The 16,463-nt window shown below is 37.4% G+C and carries 30 protein-coding genes; all 30 read left to right on the plus strand.

Features of this window, described 5'->3' with window-relative positions; all coding sequences use genetic code 11:
- Positions 1 to 9: 9 nt before the first annotated feature.
- The gene (fusA, locus tag JYK00_RS04000; RefSeq protein WP_207567397.1) at positions 10 to 2,085 is read left to right on the plus strand and encodes an elongation factor G; all 2,076 of its coding nucleotides are present in this window, start codon (positions 10 to 12) and stop codon (positions 2,083 to 2,085) included.
- Between the two features lie 26 nt (positions 2,086 to 2,111).
- Complete coding sequence (gene tuf / locus JYK00_RS04005; RefSeq protein ID WP_207567398.1) at positions 2,112 to 3,314, plus strand: elongation factor Tu; 1,203 nt, start codon at positions 2,112 to 2,114, stop codon at positions 3,312 to 3,314.
- 63 nt (positions 3,315 to 3,377) lie between these two features.
- Positions 3,378 to 3,686: a 30S ribosomal protein S10 gene (gene rpsJ / locus JYK00_RS04010; protein ID WP_207567399.1), complete on the plus strand. Its 309-nt coding sequence runs from the start codon at positions 3,378 to 3,380 to the stop codon at positions 3,684 to 3,686.
- A 22-nt stretch (positions 3,687 to 3,708) separates the two neighbouring features.
- A complete protein-coding gene (gene rplC / locus JYK00_RS04015) occupies positions 3,709 to 4,326 on the plus strand; it encodes a 50S ribosomal protein L3 (RefSeq protein WP_207567400.1) in 618 nt (205 codons plus the stop codon).
- A gap of 38 nt (positions 4,327 to 4,364) precedes the next feature.
- Complete coding sequence (rplD, locus tag JYK00_RS04020; protein WP_207567401.1) at positions 4,365 to 5,030, plus strand: 50S ribosomal protein L4; 666 nt, start codon at positions 4,365 to 4,367, stop codon at positions 5,028 to 5,030.
- Positions 5,030 to 5,335, plus strand: a complete 306-nt coding sequence (gene rplW / locus JYK00_RS04025) for a 50S ribosomal protein L23 (RefSeq protein ID WP_207567402.1) — start codon at positions 5,030 to 5,032, stop codon at positions 5,333 to 5,335. Before rplD ends, rplW begins: the two co-directional genes overlap by 1 nt.
- A gap of 15 nt (positions 5,336 to 5,350) precedes the next feature.
- Positions 5,351 to 6,175 (plus strand): 50S ribosomal protein L2, encoded by an 825-nt coding sequence (gene rplB / locus JYK00_RS04030; RefSeq protein ID WP_207567624.1) that lies wholly within the window; start codon positions 5,351 to 5,353, stop codon positions 6,173 to 6,175.
- A 19-nt stretch (positions 6,176 to 6,194) separates the two neighbouring features.
- A complete protein-coding gene (gene rpsS, locus JYK00_RS04035; RefSeq protein ID WP_073073383.1) occupies positions 6,195 to 6,482 on the plus strand; it encodes a 30S ribosomal protein S19 in 288 nt (95 codons plus the stop codon).
- A gap of 14 nt (positions 6,483 to 6,496) precedes the next feature.
- Complete coding sequence (gene rplV, locus JYK00_RS04040) at positions 6,497 to 6,946, plus strand: 50S ribosomal protein L22 (protein WP_207567403.1); 450 nt, start codon at positions 6,497 to 6,499, stop codon at positions 6,944 to 6,946.
- A 20-nt stretch (positions 6,947 to 6,966) separates the two neighbouring features.
- Entirely contained in the window at positions 6,967 to 7,596 is a 630-nt protein-coding gene (gene rpsC, locus JYK00_RS04045; RefSeq protein WP_207567404.1) for a 30S ribosomal protein S3, read from the plus strand.
- A gap of 22 nt (positions 7,597 to 7,618) precedes the next feature.
- Complete coding sequence (gene rplP, locus JYK00_RS04050) at positions 7,619 to 8,047, plus strand: 50S ribosomal protein L16 (RefSeq protein WP_207567405.1); 429 nt, start codon at positions 7,619 to 7,621, stop codon at positions 8,045 to 8,047.
- Complete coding sequence (rpmC, locus tag JYK00_RS04055; RefSeq protein ID WP_207567406.1) at positions 8,044 to 8,244, plus strand: 50S ribosomal protein L29; 201 nt, start codon at positions 8,044 to 8,046, stop codon at positions 8,242 to 8,244. Before rplP ends, rpmC begins: the two co-directional genes overlap by 4 nt.
- A 5-nt stretch (positions 8,245 to 8,249) precedes the next feature.
- Entirely contained in the window at positions 8,250 to 8,567 is a 318-nt protein-coding gene (rpsQ, locus tag JYK00_RS04060; RefSeq protein WP_207567407.1) for a 30S ribosomal protein S17, read from the plus strand.
- Positions 8,557 to 8,925 carry a 50S ribosomal protein L14 gene (rplN, locus tag JYK00_RS04065; protein ID WP_207567408.1) on the plus strand — a complete coding sequence of 123 codons (369 nt, stop codon included), beginning with the start codon at positions 8,557 to 8,559 and terminating at the stop codon, positions 8,923 to 8,925. The genes rpsQ and rplN overlap by 11 nt, the downstream gene beginning before the upstream one ends.
- A gap of 13 nt (positions 8,926 to 8,938) precedes the next feature.
- Positions 8,939 to 9,259 carry a 50S ribosomal protein L24 gene (rplX, locus tag JYK00_RS04070; RefSeq protein WP_207567409.1) on the plus strand — a complete coding sequence of 107 codons (321 nt, stop codon included), beginning with the start codon at positions 8,939 to 8,941 and terminating at the stop codon, positions 9,257 to 9,259.
- 13 nt (positions 9,260 to 9,272) lie between these two features.
- On the plus strand, positions 9,273 to 9,821 hold the full coding sequence (gene rplE / locus JYK00_RS04075) for a 50S ribosomal protein L5 (protein ID WP_207567410.1): 549 nt from the start codon (positions 9,273 to 9,275) through the stop codon (positions 9,819 to 9,821).
- Between the two features lie 17 nt (positions 9,822 to 9,838).
- Complete coding sequence (locus JYK00_RS04080) at positions 9,839 to 10,024, plus strand: type Z 30S ribosomal protein S14 (protein ID WP_207567411.1); 186 nt, start codon at positions 9,839 to 9,841, stop codon at positions 10,022 to 10,024.
- 15 nt (positions 10,025 to 10,039) lie between these two features.
- The gene (gene rpsH / locus JYK00_RS04085) at positions 10,040 to 10,444 is read left to right on the plus strand and encodes a 30S ribosomal protein S8 (RefSeq protein WP_207567412.1); all 405 of its coding nucleotides are present in this window, start codon (positions 10,040 to 10,042) and stop codon (positions 10,442 to 10,444) included.
- Between the two features lie 13 nt (positions 10,445 to 10,457).
- Positions 10,458 to 11,012: a 50S ribosomal protein L6 gene (gene rplF / locus JYK00_RS04090; protein WP_207567413.1), complete on the plus strand. Its 555-nt coding sequence runs from the start codon at positions 10,458 to 10,460 to the stop codon at positions 11,010 to 11,012.
- 15 nt (positions 11,013 to 11,027) lie between these two features.
- On the plus strand, positions 11,028 to 11,396 hold the full coding sequence (gene rplR, locus JYK00_RS04095; RefSeq protein WP_207567414.1) for a 50S ribosomal protein L18: 369 nt from the start codon (positions 11,028 to 11,030) through the stop codon (positions 11,394 to 11,396).
- 14 nt (positions 11,397 to 11,410) lie between these two features.
- Positions 11,411 to 11,941 (plus strand): 30S ribosomal protein S5, encoded by a 531-nt coding sequence (gene rpsE / locus JYK00_RS04100; protein ID WP_207567415.1) that lies wholly within the window; start codon positions 11,411 to 11,413, stop codon positions 11,939 to 11,941.
- 3 nt (positions 11,942 to 11,944) lie between these two features.
- Positions 11,945 to 12,130: a 50S ribosomal protein L30 gene (gene rpmD / locus JYK00_RS04105; RefSeq protein WP_207567416.1), complete on the plus strand. Its 186-nt coding sequence runs from the start codon at positions 11,945 to 11,947 to the stop codon at positions 12,128 to 12,130.
- Positions 12,131 to 12,145: 15 nt separating this feature from the next.
- Positions 12,146 to 12,589: a 50S ribosomal protein L15 gene (gene rplO, locus JYK00_RS04110; RefSeq protein WP_207567417.1), complete on the plus strand. Its 444-nt coding sequence runs from the start codon at positions 12,146 to 12,148 to the stop codon at positions 12,587 to 12,589.
- 2 nt (positions 12,590 to 12,591) lie between these two features.
- On the plus strand, positions 12,592 to 13,878 hold the full coding sequence (secY, locus tag JYK00_RS04115; RefSeq protein WP_207567418.1) for a preprotein translocase subunit SecY: 1,287 nt from the start codon (positions 12,592 to 12,594) through the stop codon (positions 13,876 to 13,878).
- Positions 13,879 to 13,882: 4 nt separating this feature from the next.
- The gene (locus JYK00_RS04120; RefSeq protein WP_207567419.1) at positions 13,883 to 14,527 is read left to right on the plus strand and encodes an adenylate kinase; all 645 of its coding nucleotides are present in this window, start codon (positions 13,883 to 13,885) and stop codon (positions 14,525 to 14,527) included.
- Positions 14,528 to 14,531: 4 nt separating this feature from the next.
- Positions 14,532 to 15,290, plus strand: a complete 759-nt coding sequence (gene map / locus JYK00_RS04125) for a type I methionyl aminopeptidase (protein WP_207567420.1) — start codon at positions 14,532 to 14,534, stop codon at positions 15,288 to 15,290.
- A 5-nt stretch (positions 15,291 to 15,295) separates the two neighbouring features.
- On the plus strand, positions 15,296 to 15,526 hold the full coding sequence (gene infA / locus JYK00_RS04130) for a translation initiation factor IF-1 (protein ID WP_207567421.1): 231 nt from the start codon (positions 15,296 to 15,298) through the stop codon (positions 15,524 to 15,526).
- Between the two features lie 22 nt (positions 15,527 to 15,548).
- Positions 15,549 to 15,665: a 50S ribosomal protein L36 gene (rpmJ, locus tag JYK00_RS04135; protein WP_207567422.1), complete on the plus strand. Its 117-nt coding sequence runs from the start codon at positions 15,549 to 15,551 to the stop codon at positions 15,663 to 15,665.
- A 12-nt stretch (positions 15,666 to 15,677) separates the two neighbouring features.
- Complete coding sequence (gene rpsM / locus JYK00_RS04140; RefSeq protein ID WP_207567423.1) at positions 15,678 to 16,046, plus strand: 30S ribosomal protein S13; 369 nt, start codon at positions 15,678 to 15,680, stop codon at positions 16,044 to 16,046.
- Positions 16,047 to 16,061: 15 nt separating this feature from the next.
- Entirely contained in the window at positions 16,062 to 16,454 is a 393-nt protein-coding gene (gene rpsK / locus JYK00_RS04145; RefSeq protein ID WP_207567424.1) for a 30S ribosomal protein S11, read from the plus strand.
- Positions 16,455 to 16,463: the final 9 nt, after the last annotated feature.

The raw sequence follows: 16,463 nt of genomic DNA on the forward strand, positions 1-16,463 counted from the left end.
GAGGAAAGTATGCAGGAAGTTCGAGCTGTTTATGTTGACTTGAAGAAGTTAAGAAATATAGGTATAATGGCTCATATTGATGCTGGAAAAACCACAACTACCGAAAGGATTTTGTATTATACGGGCAGAAAGCACGTAATCGGTAGTGTGGATGAAGGTACAGCCACGATGGACTGGATGGTCCAGGAAAAAGAACGTGGTATAACCATAGTATCTGCGGCCACTACGTGTATGTGGAAAGGGAACAGGATTAACATAATAGATACTCCTGGACACGTTGATTTTACTATAGAAGTTGAGCGAGCCTTAAGGGTTCTTGATGGTGCGATAGCAGTATTCGACGCAGCTGCTGGAGTAGAACCGCAATCTGAAACAGTCTGGCGACAGGCTGACAAGTACAATGTTCCCAGAATAGCGTTTATGAATAAGATGGATAAGATAGGCGCAGATTTTGAAATGTCAGTTAATTCAATGGTTGAGAGGTTGAAGGCTAATCCAATTCCCATTCAAATACCCATGGGTGCAGAAGACACATTTGAAGGTGTTATAGATTTAATAAAAATGAAGGCTATTAGGTGGATTAGCGAAGATGGTTCAGAGATGGCTTACGAGGAAATCCCGGAAAAATATTTAGCAAAAGCCGAAGAAGCACGTGAAGATATGCTTGAAAAAATAGCTGAAATAGATGATGATATTATGATGTTGTATCTTGAAGGTGAAGATATTTCAGAAGAACAAATAAAAAGTGCGTTGCGGAAAGCTACAATTTCAGGTACTGCCACACCTGTGTTGTGTGGGTCCGCTAAGATGAACCAGGGTATCCAGCCTCTACTTGATGCGGTTATTGATTATTTGCCGTCTCCATTAGATGTGCCACCAATCAAAGGTTGGGATGAAAAGGGAGAAGAGATAGTTATTAAACCTGATGAAAAGGAACCATTTACGGCTCTGGCTTTTAAGATTCAGGCGGATCCATTTGTTGGAAAGTTGACATTTTTCCGTGTTTACAGTGGAAGACTTGAAAAAGGAAGTTATGTGTATAATTCAACAAAAGGGAAAAAAGAGAGAATTTCACGCTTAATTTTCATGCATGCGGATAAACGTGAGGATGTTGAATATGTAAGAGCGGGCGATATTGTAGCTGCAATTGGATTAAAAGATACCAAAACAGGAGATACGTTATGTGATGAAAAAAGACCTGTTATACTTGAAAAGATGGAATTTCCTGAACCTGTTATATCTATTGCAATAGAACCAGCTACAAAAAATGATGAAGCAAAACTTTCAAGAGCACTTACACTTTTAAGTGATGAGGACCCATCCTTTAGAGCATATGTGGATAGAGAAACAGGTGAAACAATTATTGCTGGAATGGGAGAACTCCATCTTGAGATAATAGTTGATAGATTAAAAAGGGAATTCAATACAAATGTTAGAGTAGGAAAGCCTCAGGTTGCTTATCGTGAGACGATAGAAACTTCTGCAGAAGCTGAAGGAAAATATATAAGACAAACTGGAGGAAGAGGCCAGTATGGACACGTAGTTATGAGATTTGAGCCATTGGAACTTACAAAGACATTTGAATTTGAGGATAAGACAGTTGGTGGAGTTATTCCAAAAGAATACATTTCAGCAATAATGGAAGGAGTAAAAGAAGCTGCCCAGACAGGTTATTTAGCTGGTTATCCAATGGTTGGCATAAAAGCTATTCTTTTAGATGGGTCTTATCATGAAGTTGATTCTTCAGAGATGGCTTTCAAAATAGCTGCGAGTTTGGCTTTCAAAGAAGCTATGGCAAAAGCCAGACCTGTTTTACTTGAACCGATTATGAAAGTGGAAGTGACAACACCAGAAGAGTATATGGGAAATATTATAGCTGATTTAAATTCCAGAAGAGCACATATTGATTCTTTAGAGACAAGAGGTCATTTGAGGGTTGTAAAAGCTTTTGTTCCATTATCAGAGATGTTTGGATACGCTACTGATTTGAGATCGGCAAGTCAGGGAAGAGCGAATTATACTATGGTTCTTTCCCATTATGCAAAGGTTCCTGAAAAAGTAGCCGAAAAAATTTTAAACAAATAACCACAAAGTGCGAGGGAGGGTGAAGTATGGCAAAAGAAAAGTTTGTGAGAAGTAAACCCCATCTTAATGTAGGTACTATAGGACACATTGACCATGGTAAGACAACACTTACTGCAGCTATTACAAAGTATTTGTCTTTGTTTGGAAGAGCCGATTATACACCATACGAACAGATCGATAAGGCTCCTGAAGAAAAAGCAAGAGGTATTACCATTAACATTGCACACATTGAATATGAAACTGATAACAGACATTATGCACATATCGACTGTCCAGGCCACGCTGACTACATCAAGAACATGATTACCGGTGCAGCTCAAATGGATGGTGCTATTCTTGTTGTTGCAGCTACTGATGGACCAATGCCACAAACAAGAGAACACGTTCTTCTCGCAAGACAGGTTAATGTTCCTGCAATGATTGTTTACATTAACAAAACAGATATGGTTGATGATGAAGAACTTATTGACCTTGTTGAAATGGAAGTAAGAGAACTTTTGAGCAAATATGAATTCCCTGGTGACGATTTGCCAGTTATTAGAGGTTCTGCTCTTAAAGCTGTTGAAGCTCCAAATGATCCTAACGATGCAGCTTATAATTCTGTTAAAGAACTTCTCGATGCAATGGATTCTTACTTCCCGGAACCACAAAGAGAAGTTGACAAACCATTCCTTATGCCAGTAGAAGACGTTTTCTCCATTACGGGAAGAGGTACAGTTGTTACTGGAAGAATTGAACGTGGAGTTATTAAGCCCGGTGATGAAGTAGAAATAATTGGTATGAGCTATGAAGTAAGTAAAACAGTTGTTACCAGCGTTGAAATGTTCAGAAAAATACTCGATGAAGGTATTGCCGGTGACAATGTAGGATGTCTTTTAAGAGGTGTTGACAAGGATGAAGTAGAAAGAGGACAGGTTCTTGCTAAACCTGGTTCCATTACTCCTCATACAACATTTAAAGCACAGGTTTACGTTCTAAAGAAAGAGGAAGGCGGAAGACACACACCATTCCAAAAAGGATACAAACCACAATTCTACATTAGAACAGCAGATGTTACAGGAGAACTTATAGAATTCCCTGCAGGTGTTGAAATGGTCATGCCAGGTGACAATGTTGAAATGACAATTAAACTCATCTACCCTGTTGCTATAGAAGAAGGTATGAGATTTGCTATTCGTGAAGGTGGAAGAACAGTAGGTGCAGGAGTTGTCACAGCAATTGTTGAGTAATGAATATGCTATAGAAGGGGGAAACTCCCCCCTTCTTTCTGAAATAAAAAGGGAGGGAACAAGATGCCTGGACAAAAAATAAGAATTAGGTTAAAGGCTTACGATCATAAATTGTTAGATGAATCAGCAAAAAAAATAGTGGAAGTTGTTAAGCAAACTAATGCTAAAGTTTCTGGACCTGTGCCACTTCCAACAGAAAGAACGCTTTATGTAGTTTTGAGATCGCCCTTGAAACACAAAGATTCTCGTGAGCAATTTGAAAAAAGAGTACACAAAAGATTGATTGACATAATGGAACCAACCCCAAAAACTATTGATGCACTGATGAAAATAAATCTTCCAGCTGGAGTTGACGTTGAAATCAACCTGTGATTTAAACTTGGAGGTGCTTACAATGAAAATGATAATTGGAAAAAAAGTTGGAATGACACGTATATTTAAAGACGATAAAGCCATTCCAGTTACTGTAATAAAAGCAGGTCCATGTTACGTTGTTCAGAAGAAAACAGTGGAAACTGATGGATACAATGCTATACAACTTGGTTTTGAAGAGGCAAGAAAAGTTAATAAGCCAATGGAAGGGGTATTTAAGAAAGCAGGAGTAAAACCATTAAAAATATTAAGAGAATTTCGTGTGGAAAATCCAGAAGACTTTGAAATAGGTCAGGAAATAAAAGTAGACATTTTTGAAGAAGGCGATAAAATAGATATTACCGGTTGGTCAAAAGGTAGAGGATTTGCTGGAGCAATGAAAAGATGGGGATTTCGCGGCGGACCAAAATCCCATGGTGCAAAATTTCATAGGGAACTTGGTTCAGTAGGTCAACACACAGAACCAGCAAGAATATTCAAAGGAAAAAAGATGCCAGGACAATATGGTAACGAACGTGTAACCATTTTAAACTCTGAAATTGTTAAAATAGATGTTGAGAATAATTTGATAGCGGTTAAAGGAGGAGTTCCAGGAGCGAGGGGCGGCCTTGTCCTCATAAGAAGTGCAAAAAGAGGATAAGAGCAAGCCTCGAAATTGTTGAAAGGGAGGCATAGAAGATGGCAGTACTTGATGTTTTGAACATCAAAGGTGAAAAAGTTGGAACGATGGAACTAAAGGATGAAATCTTTGATATTGAACCAAACACAGATGTAATGTGGCGTTATGTGGATATGCAACTTACCAATGCGAGAGCGGGTACAGCATCTACCAAAACGCGCGGAGAAGTGTCTGGTGGTGGAAGAAAGCCATGGATTCAGAAACATACAGGTAGAGCAAGACAGGGCTCAATAAGAGCACCACACTGGAGACATGGTGGTGTTGCACATGGACCAAAACCAAAAGTTTACTTTAAACGCATGAATAAGAAAATGAAAAAATTGGCACTTAAATCAGCTTTGTCTGTAAGGTTTAAAGAGGGGAATCTTTTGGTTCTTGATGAATTGAAAATGGAAAGAGCAAAGACTAAGGATTTAAAAGAAATAATAAGAGCTCTTGGACTTGAAGAAAGTAAAATATTGTTTGTTTTACCGAAAAAAGAAAATGAATATGTTAATGTTAAAATTTCTGGACGAAATATTCCTGGGGTAAAGGTAATCATTGCTGATAATCCAGGAAGCGAAAAAGTAAATATAGATGGATTGAATGTATATGATATACTCAATCATGATAAATTGGTTCTCGTTCAGAGTACCGTCCAGAAAATTGAGGAGGTGCTCGGATAATGAAAAATTATGCGGATATAATAATAAGACCTGTAGTAAGCGAAAAAGCTTACTATGCTCGTGAGAATAGGCAATATGTTTTTGAAGTAAACAAGGATGCGAATAAATCTCAAATTAAAGAAGCTGTAGAAAAATTATTCAATGTTAAAGTTGAAAAAGTTAATGTTATAAATGTAAAACCAAAACCCAAAAGAGATATACGAAGAGGCGCTATGGCAAGAGAAGGATACACAAGATCATGGAAAAAGGCGATTGTTAAACTCAGAGAAGGATATACGATTAAAGAACTTGAAGGAGAACACTAAAAGGGGTGAATAATGATGGGTCTTAAGAGATTTAAACCAACAAGCCCTGGTAGACGTCAAATGATAATAAGTGATTTTTCAGAGATTACAAAAGCAAAACCTGAAAAGTCGCTTCTGGTTAGTTTGAAGAAAACAGGTGGAAGGAACAATCTTGGAAGAGTTACTGTTAGATTTAGAGGTGGAGGTCACAAAAGAAGATACAGAATTATAGATTTTAAAAGAGATAAAGTAGGAATACCGGCACGTGTTGTGGCCATTGAATATGATCCTAACAGAACAGCAAGGATTGCCTTACTTGTTTATGCAGATGGAGAGAAGAGATACATTCTCGCACCTCAAGGTTTAAATGTGGGCGATACAATTGTAAGCGGACCTGAGGCAGAAATTAAACCGGGTAATGCTCTGCCACTTGAAAACATACCAGTTGGTACTATTGTTCACAATGTTGAATTTATTCCTGGAAAAGGTGGACAGATAGCAAGATCTGCAGGTAGTTCTTGTCAGTTGATGGCAAAAGAAGGAGGTTATGCACTTCTCAGAATGCCATCTGGAGAATTAAGGAAGGTTAGTGTAAGATGTTACGCGACAGTTGGAGTAGTTGGTAATGAAGATCACAAAAATGAAGTGGATGGTAAAGCAGGAAGAGTAAGATGGAAAGGGAGAAAACCACATGTTCGTGGTGTTGCTATGAACCCCGTTGATCACCCGCATGGTGGTGGAGAAGGAAGAGGAAAAGGTCATCACCCACAGAGTCCTTGGGGACAACTTGCCAAAGGTTATAAGACAAGAAGGGGTAAGAAAGCATCAGATAGACTTATTGTAAGAAGAAGAAATGGTTAATTAGCAAGGAGGTGCAACAATGGGCAGGTCCACTAAGAAGGGACCTTACGTAGATCCCAAGCTTCTCAAGAAAATCAGGCAGTTAAATGAATCAGGTGAAAAGAAAATAATCAAGACCTGGAGTCGAGCAAGCATGATAATACCGGAAATGGTAGGTCATACCATTGCAGTATATAATGGAATAAAACATATACCTGTATATATAACTGAAAACATGGTAGGGCATAGACTTGGTGAATTTTCATTCACTCGTAGATTTGGAGGACACGCAGATAAGTCGGCAAGCAAGGGTCAGGTTAAAAAATGAGGAGGGTGGAAACAATGCAAGCTCTTATCAAACGTAACGGTTTGAAACGTTCAAAATTTCATAGAGAGAGAAAAGAAAAATTAGCTTCATTACCTGTTTATGAGGCAAAAGCAATAGCTCGTTTTGTCAGGATTTCTCCAAGAAAAGCAAGAAGTGTGGCTAATTCCATAAAAGGGAAAAATGTTTCAGAAGCGTTTACAATTCTTGAATTTTCTCCGAAAAAGGCTGCACGTATTATCAAAAATGTGTTAAAATCAGCTGTGGCAAACGCAGTAAATAATTACAATCTTTCGGAAGAAAATCTTTATGTGTATACATGTTACGTAAATGATGGGCCGCGTATGAAAAGGTTATGGCCACGCGGAAGAGGTAGTGCTGATATAATTCAAAAAAGAATGTCTCATATCACTGTGATTGTTAGAGACAGAGAAGCTGAGAAAGAAGCAAAGAAAGAAGAAAAGTGATGGAAAGGTGAGGTGGTAAGGTGGGTCAAAAAGTTCATCCGCGAGGATTTAGGTTGGGTTTAACTGCTGATTGGCAGGCAACCTGGTTCAATGAGAAAAACTATGCGGAATATCTTCTTGAAGACGAAGAAATAAGAAAGGTTATTAAGAATAAATATGCGCAGGCAGGAATAAGTGAAATAGTAATAGAGAGACCTGATTCTGAACGAGTAGTTGCTATAATAAAAACAGCAAGACCTGGTATTATAATAGGTAAAAAGGGAGCAGAAATTACTTCCTTGCGCCAGGAATTAGAAAAAAGATTTAACAGAAGATTTATTTTAAATATAGAAGAGATAAAAAGTCCTGAGGCAGACGCACAATTAGTAGCTGAAAATATAGCAAATAGAATTGAGAAACGTGCATCTTATAAAGTTGTTATGAAAAGGGCTATTTCAAATGCTATGAGGAAGGGTGCAAAAGGAATAAAAGTTATGGTAGCTGGAAGGCTCGCCGGTGCGGAAATAGCTCGTACAGAATGGTATCTTAAAGGAAGACTTCCTCTTCAAACACTTAGGTCAATAATTGAGTATGGTACAGCAAGAGCTGAAACGAAATACGGTACAATCGGCATAAAGGTTTGGATTTATAAAGGTGACGCCGATATCTGACGTCAAAAGGAGGTAGTACGACATGTTAATGCCAAGAAGGGTAAAATATCGAAAACAGCATCGTGGTAGAATGAAAGGAAAGGCAAAAGGTGGAACATTGGTGGCGTTTGGAGATTATGGTTTAAAGGCTTTAGAGTCTCATTGGATTACAGCACAACAGATAGAAGCTTGCAGAATTGCTATCACAAGAACGCTTAAAAGAGCAGGAAAGCTTTGGATCAGGGTTTTTCCAGATAAATCATATACAAAACACCCGGCTGAGAGTAAACTCGGTAAAGGAAAAGGAAATGTTGAAGGCTGGGTTGCAGTAGTAAAACCTGGAAAGATATTATTTGAGATAGGCGGAGTTAGCGAAGAGCTTGCAATTGAAGCTCTTGAATATGCTGCAACAAAGTTACCCATAAGAACAAAGATAGTAAAAAGAAATGAGATAGGTGGTGAAGCTGTATGAAGGCCGCCGAACTTAGAAATTTAACCACGGAAGAACTTTTGAATCTTTTAGAGGAAAAGAAAAGAACACTTATGAATCTCAGATTCCAGAAAGCCCTGGGACAATTAACTGATTACAGTCAGCTTAGTAAAACAAAGAAAGATATAGCAAGAATCAAAACACTTCTCAGGGAACGAGAACTGGGAGTAAGGAGGTAATAATCATGCCAAGAAAGAGACTTGTTGGAGAGGTCGTTAGTGATAAAATGGATAAAACCATTGTAGTTGCAGTTAACACATTGGTAAAACACCCGAGGGTGGGGAAATACATTAAAAGAACGAAAAAATATTATGCACACGATGAAAAAAACGAGTGTAAAATTGGCGACACAGTTGAAATAATCGAATCAAGACCACTCAGTAAGTTGAAAAGATGGAGAGTAGTCAAAATAGTCAAGAGATCTGAATTTGCTGAAAAGACACCAGTGGAAGACGAAGAAGTAGTTGAACAGTTGGAAGGAGGTAGTAGTGATGATAATTAATGAGAGCTACCTCAAAGCAGCGGACAATTCTGGTGCAAAAGTTTTAAGAGTAATTCGAGTTTTAGGTGGTTCCAGAAGGAAATGGGGTACAGTAGGTGATATAGTTGTTTGCAGTGTAAGAGACGCTGTTCCAAATGGTGACATAAAAAAAGGAGATATCGTTAAAGCAGTTATAGTGAGGACGAGAAAAGAAATAAGAAGGCCAGATGGAACTTATATTCGTTTTGACGATAATGCTGCTGTTGTTTTGGATAAATTCAACGAGCCTAAGGGGACACGTGTATTTGGACCTGTTGCAAAGGAACTTAGAGAAAAAGGTTTTATGAAAATAGTCTCCTTAGCGCCTGAAGTATTTTAAGGGGTGATGTGCAGTGGCGAGAAAAATAAAAAAAGGTGACACAGTACAGGTTTTATCAGGTAAAGATAAAGGAAAAGTAGGGGAAGTTATTGCTGTTATACCAAAAGAAGATAAAGTGATTGTACGTGGTGTTAATGTTGTCAAAAGACATCAGAGGCCAAACCCGCAACTTAGACAGGGTGGAATAATAGAAAAAGAAGCTCCAATATATGTTTCGAAGGTTGCACTCGTGTGTCCTGATTGTGGAAAGCCTACTCGTGTAGGATTTAAGTTCCTTGAAGATGGAACTAAGGTTAGGTACTGTAAGAAATGTGGAGAAGTCATAGATAAGTAAGGAGGAATAGAGTATGCCAGTATATGTACCTTTAAAAGAAATGTACAAAAATGAAATTGTTCCTGCTATGATGAAAGAGTTTGGATATAAAAACATTCACCAGGTACCAAAAATTGAAAAAATAGTTATAAATATGGGAATAGGAGAAGGTTCCAGAAATAAAGATGTTATAGATGTACATGCCAAAGAATTAACATTAATTGCCGGTCAAAAACCTGTGGTGACTAAAGCTAAAAAAAGTATTTCTAACTTTAAGATTCGAAAGGGTATGCCAATAGGATTAAAGGTTACTCTTCGTGGTGTTAATATGTACAACTTCCTTTATAAGCTCATTAATCTTGTTCTTCCAAAAGTAAGAGACTTTAGAGGTTTGAACCCAAACGCATTTGATGGAAAAGGGAATTACTCTTTTGGCTTAACAGAGCAACTGGTTTTCCCGGAAATTTCTCCAGATCAGGTTAAAAGAGTTCAAGGGATGGACATAGTAATTGTTACTACAGCAAAGACCGATGAAGAAGCAAGAAAATTGTTAGAACTTTTTGGATTTCCTTTTAGAAGATAATTTAAGGAGGTTACGATATGGCTAGAAAAGGTCTTGTGGAAAGGTGGAAAAAACCAAAGAAATATAAAACCCGTGTATACACAAGATGTAAGATTTGTGGAAGAGCGCATTCTGTGTACAGAGAATTTGGAATATGTAGAGTTTGTTTTAGAAAAATGGCCAATGAGGGAAAACTCCCGGGTGTTAGGAAGGCAACATGGTAAAAGGAGGGGAATACAATGTGGAGCGATCCAATAGCTGACATGCTCACTCGAATAAGAAATGCAAACGTTGCGTTCAAAGAACAAATAGACATACCAGCATCTAATTTGAAGAAAGAAATAGCTGAGATTTTGAAAAGAGAAGGTTTTATAAAGGGTTATACATATATAGAAGATGGAAAGCAAGGTATATTAAGGATACAGATGAAATATAAAGGTACAAGAAGAAATAGAGAGCGAATTATTCATGGTATTGTACGTGTTTCTAAACCTGGAAGAAGAATATATGTTGGAAAAGATAAACTTCCAAAGGTAAAGAATGGTCTTGGAATAGCTATTATTACAACTTCCAAAGGTGTTGTAACAGACAAAGAAGCGAGACAACTTGGCGTTGGTGGAGAAGTAATAGCCTATATCTGGTAAGGAGGTGTACTTAATGTCTCGAATTGCAAATAAACCTATTACAATCCCAAACGGGGTTGAAGTAAAAATCGAGGGAAATGTAATTACTGTAAAGGGACCAAAAGGAGAGTTATCGCTTGAATTTTTACCTTATGTTACTGTTGAAATTGGTGAGAATGAAATGAATGTGAAGCCTAATGTAGCGGCGATGAAAAGACGTTCAGATTTGAAAAAAATGAAAATGTTTACGGGAACATATTGGAGACTTATAAACAATATGGTTATAGGCGTAACTCAGGGCTTCAAAAAAGAGCTTGAGATAGTAGGGATCGGTTATAGAGCACAATTACAGGGAAATAAACTTGTTATGAATCTTGGTTATGCGCACCCTGTAGAAATGGATATACCAAAAGATGTAAAGGTAGAAGTACCAAGTCCTAATAAAATAATAGTAAGTGGAATAGATAAACAAAGGGTAGGCCAGGTGGCGGCAAATATTAGAAATTGGAGAAAACCAAATATCTACTCAGGAAAAGGTATCAGATATGTTGGAGAGGTTGTAAGGATGAAAGAAGGAAAGAAAGCATAAAGGGGGTACACTGAGATGATAAAAAAAGAAAACAGGAATTGGAGAAGGAAAAAGAGACATCTTAGTATCAGGAAAAAGATTTATGGAACAGAAGAAAGGCCAAGATTGTGTGTTTATAAAAGTGAAAAACACATATATGCTCAGATTATAAATGATGAAAAAGGACATACACTTGTAGCTGCTTCAACTCTTGATAAAGAATTACGCGAACAATTGCAGAAGACCTGGAATAAAGAAGCTGCAAGAGAAGTTGGAAAGCTAATAGGGAAGCGAGCCCTGGAAAAGGGAATAAAAAAGGTAGTATTTGACAGAGGCGGCTATCGTTACCATGGAAGAGTGAAGGAACTTGCAGATGGCGCCAGAGAAGCTGGCCTGGAATTTTGAGGGAGGTGCATTGGATGGTAGACATTGCACAGAAAATAAGACAGAGTGGCGAAGAATTTGAAGAACGAATAGTTGAAATAAGAAGAACAACGAAAGTTACAAAAGGTGGAAAAAATCTTTCTTTTAGAGTATTGGCAGTTGTTGGAAATAGAAATGGAAAAGTTGGTGTCGGTGTTGGAAAAGCGCGTGAAGTACCTGATGCGATAAGAAAGGCGTTGTCTAACGCAAGGAGAAATGTTTTTGAGGTACCAATATATAATGGTACGATACCTCATGAAATTTTAGGGCGTCAGGATGCAGCAAAAGTTCTTTTAAAACCTGCAGCACCAGGTACTGGTATAATATCAAATGGAACTGTACGTGCGGTTGTGGAACTTGCTGGTATTCATAATATACTTACAAAGACCAGTGGTTCAACAAATCCAGTAGTCCTTGCTCAGGCAACGGTTAATGGGTTGAAGAACCTCCTTTCAGTGGAGAAAGTAGCTCAGCTTAGAGATATAACACCCCAGGAAGTAATTTATGGTGTGAAGAAGGAGGGTTAAGGAATGAAGAAATTAAAAATAACATTGATAAAAAGTCCAATAGGTTATAAATATGATCAAAAAGACACAGTAAAGAGATTGGGACTTAGAAAGCTAAATTCAACAGTTATAAAAGATGATGTTCCTCAAATCAGAGGTATGATTAGAAAAGTAAGACACCTCGTTAAAGTTGAGGAAATAGATGAGTAAAGGAGGTAATTTGTTATGAGAATAGAGGATCTTAAGCCTACTCCAGGTTCAGTGAAAAAACGAATACGTGTGGGGCGTGGCATAGCTTCTGGAAAAGGAAAAACGTCTGGAAAAGGACACAAGGGTCAGAAATCTCGAGGGGCAGGCAAGGTTAGAATTTGGTTTGAAGGAGGACAAACACCTCTTCACAGGAGATTACCAAAGTATGGATTTAAGAATTTCAATAAAAAAGTATATACAATAGTAAATGTTGAGCAACTTGAAAAGTTATTTGAATCAGGTGAGGAAGTAACACCAGAGAAGCTTATAGAATTGGGTGTTGTGAAAAAATTAAATGATGGTGTTAAAATTCTTGGTAATGGTGAGATAACAAAACCTCTTACAGTAATTGCTCATGCTTTCAGTTCCAGCGCTAGGAGGAAGATAGAGGCTGTTGGCGGAAAAGTTGAGGTGATATAAAAATGTGGAAAGCGTTGAAAAATGCTTTAAAGATTCCTGAACTGAGAGATCGTATAGTATTTACGTTATTGATGCTTATAGTATTTCGTTTGGGGATTTATATACCGGTACCCGGTATTAATCTGAAGGCGTGGGGGGCCGCCTTTACTCAACTTGGAAGTGGAGCGGCAAGTGGACTTCTTAGTTTTTACGATGTTTTTACTGGGGGAGCATTTAGAAGATTTTCAATATTTTCAATGAGTGTTACTCCTTACATCAATGCTGCAATAATTCTTCAGTTGCTTTCATCGGTTATACCAAGTTTAAAAGAAATGTTGAAAGAAGGAGAAGAGGGTCGTAAAAAATTTCAGCGTTATACACGAAACCTTACAGTGATATTAGGCGCTCTTCAGTCTTTTGTCGTCTCATTTAGTCTTGGAAGAGGTTTTCAAAATGTTTTGACAGTTCCACTCTGGACCTTTACTTTTGTGTCAACAGTTTCTTTGCTTTCTGGAACAATGTTTCTTTTGTGGATAGGCGATAGAATTACTGAAAAAGGAATAGGAAATGGTATAAGTGTTTTAATATTTGCGGGTATTGTTGCAAGGTATCCGAGCTATTTTAGACGTGCAGTTCTTGGAGGATTAAATATATTTGAGTGGCTATTCCTTATAGGTGTTATGATTTTAATGGTTGTAGGAATTATTTATGTTCAACAGGCAGAAAGAAGGATAACGATTCAATACGCTTCAAGAATGGTCGGCAGAAGAATCTATGGCGGGACATCTACTCATATTCCTATAAAGGTTAATCACAGTGGTGTTATTCCTATAATTTTTGCCTGGGCTATAGTTTCCATTCCTGTAGGTATAGCTCAATTTACAAATTCAGATACTGCTAAATCTTTATTTGGAATGTCGAGTCCCCTTATAATAACAATATACGCTATTTTAATCTTCTTCTTTACATACTTTTACAGTGTGGTTGTATTTGATCCAAAAGATATTGCCAGTAATATAAAAAGTTATGGTGGATATATTCCTGGTATAAGGCCTGGAAAACCAACTGAGCAATATATTACAAGAGTACTCAACAGGATAACTTTTGTTGGGGCTTTATTCCTTGTGACAATATCTTTAATACCTTACGTTATACAGGGAGTTACAGGAGTAAATATCTGGCTTGGTGGAACAAGTGCGTTGATAGCTGTTGGTGTGGCCCTTGATGTGGCACAACAGATGGAAGCACACCTTATAATGAGAAATTACGAAGGATTTGTTAAAAAAGGCAAACTTCCTGGAAGGAGATGAGGCTATGAATATAGTGTTTCTCGGGCCTCCAGGAGCAGGAAAAGGGACCTACGCTAAAAAGTTAGTAGAACTTCTCGGAATCCCTCATATATCCACAGGAGATATGTTTAGAGAGGCAATATCTTCCGGGAGTGAACTGGGGAAAAAGGTAGAAGAAATAGTAAATAAGGGTGAATTGGTCCCTGATGATTTAACAAATGCGATAGTAAAGGACAGGCTTTCAAAAGCAGATTGCAGAAAAGGGTTTATTCTGGATGGTTTTCCACGAACGTTAGCGCAGGCGAAAGCACTTGATGAAATATTAAAGAGTTTGAATAAATCAATTGAATATGCCATGTATTTTGAAGTTAGTGAAAATGTAGTAGTAGAAAGAATCAGCAATAGAAGAATATGTTCTAAATGTGGAAAAATATATAATTTAATAACATTACCTCCAAAACGAAAAGATTTTTGTGATGAATGCGGGGGAAAACTTTATCAGAGAGATGACGATAAAGAAGATGTAGTAAGAAGACGATATAAAATTTATATGGAGAACACAGCCCCTGTAATTGAATTTTATCGTAATCAAAACAAACTTTTTACAATAAATGGTGCTGAAGGTGTTGAAGTGGTAATAAAAGAAGTATTAAATATTATCAGAAGGTGAAGCAATGATTTTTCTAAAGAGCAAAGATCAAATTGAGAAAATGAAAGTGGCATGCCAGGCAGTGGCAGCTATACTTGAAGAAGCAGAGAAATACGTAGTTGAAGGAGCGTCTGCCTGGGATCTTGAAATAGTTGCTGATAAGATTCTTAAAGAATATAGATGTAAACCAGCTTTTAAGGGATACTCCGGGTATCCGTATATTACTACTGTCTCTGTAAATGATGAAGTTATTCATGGATTTCCATTGAAGAAAAAGGTATTTAAAAATGGCGATATTGTTTCTCTTGATGTTGGAGCGATTTATGATGGTTATTATGGTGACGGGGCTTTTACTTATGTAGTAGGTGGAACAACAGATCAGATAGGTATGAAATTAGTAGAAGTAACAAAAAAATCTCTTGAAAGAGTTATTTCCAGAATCCGTGGTGGAATAAGATTAGGGGACATTTCACATGAAATACAATCTTTTGTTGAGTCAAATGGATTTAATGTTGTTAGAGATTTTGTTGGGCATGGAGTTGGAAGTAAATTACACGAAGATCCGCAAATACCTAATTATGGAAAAAAAGGTACGGGTCCCATAATAAAACCTGGAATGACGTTTGCAATAGAACCAATGGTTACAGAAGGCGGCTGGCACGTAGTTATCCTGGATGATGGTTGGACTGTGGTAACCAGAGATGGTAAAAGAGCGGCACATTTTGAACATACTGTTCTCGTAACCGAGGATGGCGCAGAAGTTTTAACCCGTTTTAAGGGGTGATACGGTTGTCAAATAGGGATGATATTATTAAAATGGAAGGAACGATTGTAGAAGCTTTACCTAACGCTATGTTTAGAGTAGAACTTGAAAACGGATACAAAATTTTAGCTCATATAAGCGGTAAAATGCGAAAAAATTTCATAAGATTGGTTCCAGGAGACAAAGTGGTTGTTGAACTTACCATTTATGATTTAACTAAAGGAAGAATTATATATCGTAAGAAAGTAGAGAAATAATATTGAAAGGAGAGTGTTATACATGAAGGTTCAATCCTCTGTAAAGAAAAGATGCGAGCACTGTAAGATAATAAAGCGAAAAGGTAAAGTATATGTTATTTGCAAGGTTAATCCCAAGCATAATCAGAAGCAAGGTTAAGGAGGGAGATAAATGGCTCGTATCGTTGGTGTAGAAATTCCTAATGATAAAAAAGTAGAAATAGCTCTTACATATATTTATGGAATAGGCAAAACAAGGGCAAAGCAAATTTGCGAAAATGCAAATATAGATCCAAATAAACGTGTAAGAGAATTAAATGAAGATGAAATAAGCAGAATAGCAAGTTTTATACAACAAAACTATAAGGTAGAAGGTGAACTTCGATCAGAAGTAATGAGAAACATTAAGAGGCTTATGGATATAGGTTGTTACAGGGGATTAAGGCACAAATTAGGGCTTCCTGTAAGAGGACAGAAAACAAAATCAAATGCAAGAACAAGAAAAGGCCCAAGACCAAGTAGAATTAAAAAGAAAAAGTAAGGAGGGAAAAATTAAATGGCCAGGAAAACTCGCAGAAGTGCATCAAAAAGAAAAAAGAAAATAGCTATAGATCACGGAGTTATTCACATAAAGTCCACTTATAATAACACAATAGTGACGTTAACAGATCCAGATGGAAAAGTGATTATCTGGGGTAGCGGAGGAACAGCAGGATTTGAAGGTACAAGAAAAGGTACACCTTATGCAGCTCAACTTGCAGCAGATAAAGTTGCAAAGGAAGCGGTAAGACTCGGTATAAAAAAAGTAGATATTCTTGTTAAAGGACCAGGTTCTGGAAGAGAAGCAGCTATAAGAACTTTCCAGGCAGCCGGTCTTGAAATAGGGATAATAAAGGATGTAACACCTATACCATTTAATGGTTGCAGGCCAAAAAAGAAGAGAGTTTAAAGGAGGGAA

It is taken from the genome of Thermosipho ferrireducens, from assembly GCF_017358165.1.
GTDB lineage: Bacteria > Thermotogota > Thermotogae > Thermotogales > Fervidobacteriaceae > Thermosipho_B > Thermosipho_B ferrireducens.

Excerpts from the sequence above, each read along its gene's own strand:
- fusA (WP_207567397.1), top strand. The coding sequence starts at position 10 with ATGCAGGAAGTTCGAGCTGTTTATGTTGACTTGAAGAAGTTAAGAAAT.
- tuf (WP_207567398.1), top strand. The coding sequence starts at position 2,112 with ATGGCAAAAGAAAAGTTTGTGAGAAGTAAACCCCATCTTAATGTAGGT.
- rpsJ (WP_207567399.1), top strand. The coding sequence starts at position 3,378 with ATGCCTGGACAAAAAATAAGAATTAGGTTAAAGGCTTACGATCATAAA.
- rplC (WP_207567400.1), top strand. The coding sequence starts at position 3,709 with ATGAAAATGATAATTGGAAAAAAAGTTGGAATGACACGTATATTTAAA.
- rplD (WP_207567401.1), top strand. The coding sequence starts at position 4,365 with ATGGCAGTACTTGATGTTTTGAACATCAAAGGTGAAAAAGTTGGAACG.
- rplW (WP_207567402.1), top strand. The coding sequence starts at position 5,030 with ATGAAAAATTATGCGGATATAATAATAAGACCTGTAGTAAGCGAAAAA.
- rplB (WP_207567624.1), top strand. The coding sequence starts at position 5,351 with ATGGGTCTTAAGAGATTTAAACCAACAAGCCCTGGTAGACGTCAAATG.
- rpsS (WP_073073383.1), top strand. The coding sequence starts at position 6,195 with ATGGGCAGGTCCACTAAGAAGGGACCTTACGTAGATCCCAAGCTTCTC.
- rplV (WP_207567403.1), top strand. The coding sequence starts at position 6,497 with ATGCAAGCTCTTATCAAACGTAACGGTTTGAAACGTTCAAAATTTCAT.
- rplP (WP_207567405.1), top strand. The coding sequence starts at position 7,619 with ATGTTAATGCCAAGAAGGGTAAAATATCGAAAACAGCATCGTGGTAGA.
- rpmC (WP_207567406.1), top strand. The coding sequence starts at position 8,044 with ATGAAGGCCGCCGAACTTAGAAATTTAACCACGGAAGAACTTTTGAAT.
- rpsQ (WP_207567407.1), top strand. The coding sequence starts at position 8,250 with ATGCCAAGAAAGAGACTTGTTGGAGAGGTCGTTAGTGATAAAATGGAT.
- rplN (WP_207567408.1), top strand. The coding sequence starts at position 8,557 with ATGATAATTAATGAGAGCTACCTCAAAGCAGCGGACAATTCTGGTGCA.
- rplE (WP_207567410.1), top strand. The coding sequence starts at position 9,273 with ATGCCAGTATATGTACCTTTAAAAGAAATGTACAAAAATGAAATTGTT.
- JYK00_RS04080 (WP_207567411.1), top strand. The coding sequence starts at position 9,839 with ATGGCTAGAAAAGGTCTTGTGGAAAGGTGGAAAAAACCAAAGAAATAT.
- rpsH (WP_207567412.1), top strand. The coding sequence starts at position 10,040 with ATGTGGAGCGATCCAATAGCTGACATGCTCACTCGAATAAGAAATGCA.
- rplF (WP_207567413.1), top strand. The coding sequence starts at position 10,458 with ATGTCTCGAATTGCAAATAAACCTATTACAATCCCAAACGGGGTTGAA.
- rplR (WP_207567414.1), top strand. The coding sequence starts at position 11,028 with ATGATAAAAAAAGAAAACAGGAATTGGAGAAGGAAAAAGAGACATCTT.
- rpsE (WP_207567415.1), top strand. The coding sequence starts at position 11,411 with ATGGTAGACATTGCACAGAAAATAAGACAGAGTGGCGAAGAATTTGAA.
- rpmD (WP_207567416.1), top strand. The coding sequence starts at position 11,945 with ATGAAGAAATTAAAAATAACATTGATAAAAAGTCCAATAGGTTATAAA.
- rplO (WP_207567417.1), top strand. The coding sequence starts at position 12,146 with ATGAGAATAGAGGATCTTAAGCCTACTCCAGGTTCAGTGAAAAAACGA.
- secY (WP_207567418.1), top strand. The coding sequence starts at position 12,592 with ATGTGGAAAGCGTTGAAAAATGCTTTAAAGATTCCTGAACTGAGAGAT.
- JYK00_RS04120 (WP_207567419.1), top strand. The coding sequence starts at position 13,883 with ATGAATATAGTGTTTCTCGGGCCTCCAGGAGCAGGAAAAGGGACCTAC.
- map (WP_207567420.1), top strand. The coding sequence starts at position 14,532 with ATGATTTTTCTAAAGAGCAAAGATCAAATTGAGAAAATGAAAGTGGCA.
- rpmJ (WP_207567422.1), top strand. The coding sequence starts at position 15,549 with ATGAAGGTTCAATCCTCTGTAAAGAAAAGATGCGAGCACTGTAAGATA.
- rpsM (WP_207567423.1), top strand. The coding sequence starts at position 15,678 with ATGGCTCGTATCGTTGGTGTAGAAATTCCTAATGATAAAAAAGTAGAA.
- rpsK (WP_207567424.1), top strand. The coding sequence starts at position 16,062 with ATGGCCAGGAAAACTCGCAGAAGTGCATCAAAAAGAAAAAAGAAAATA.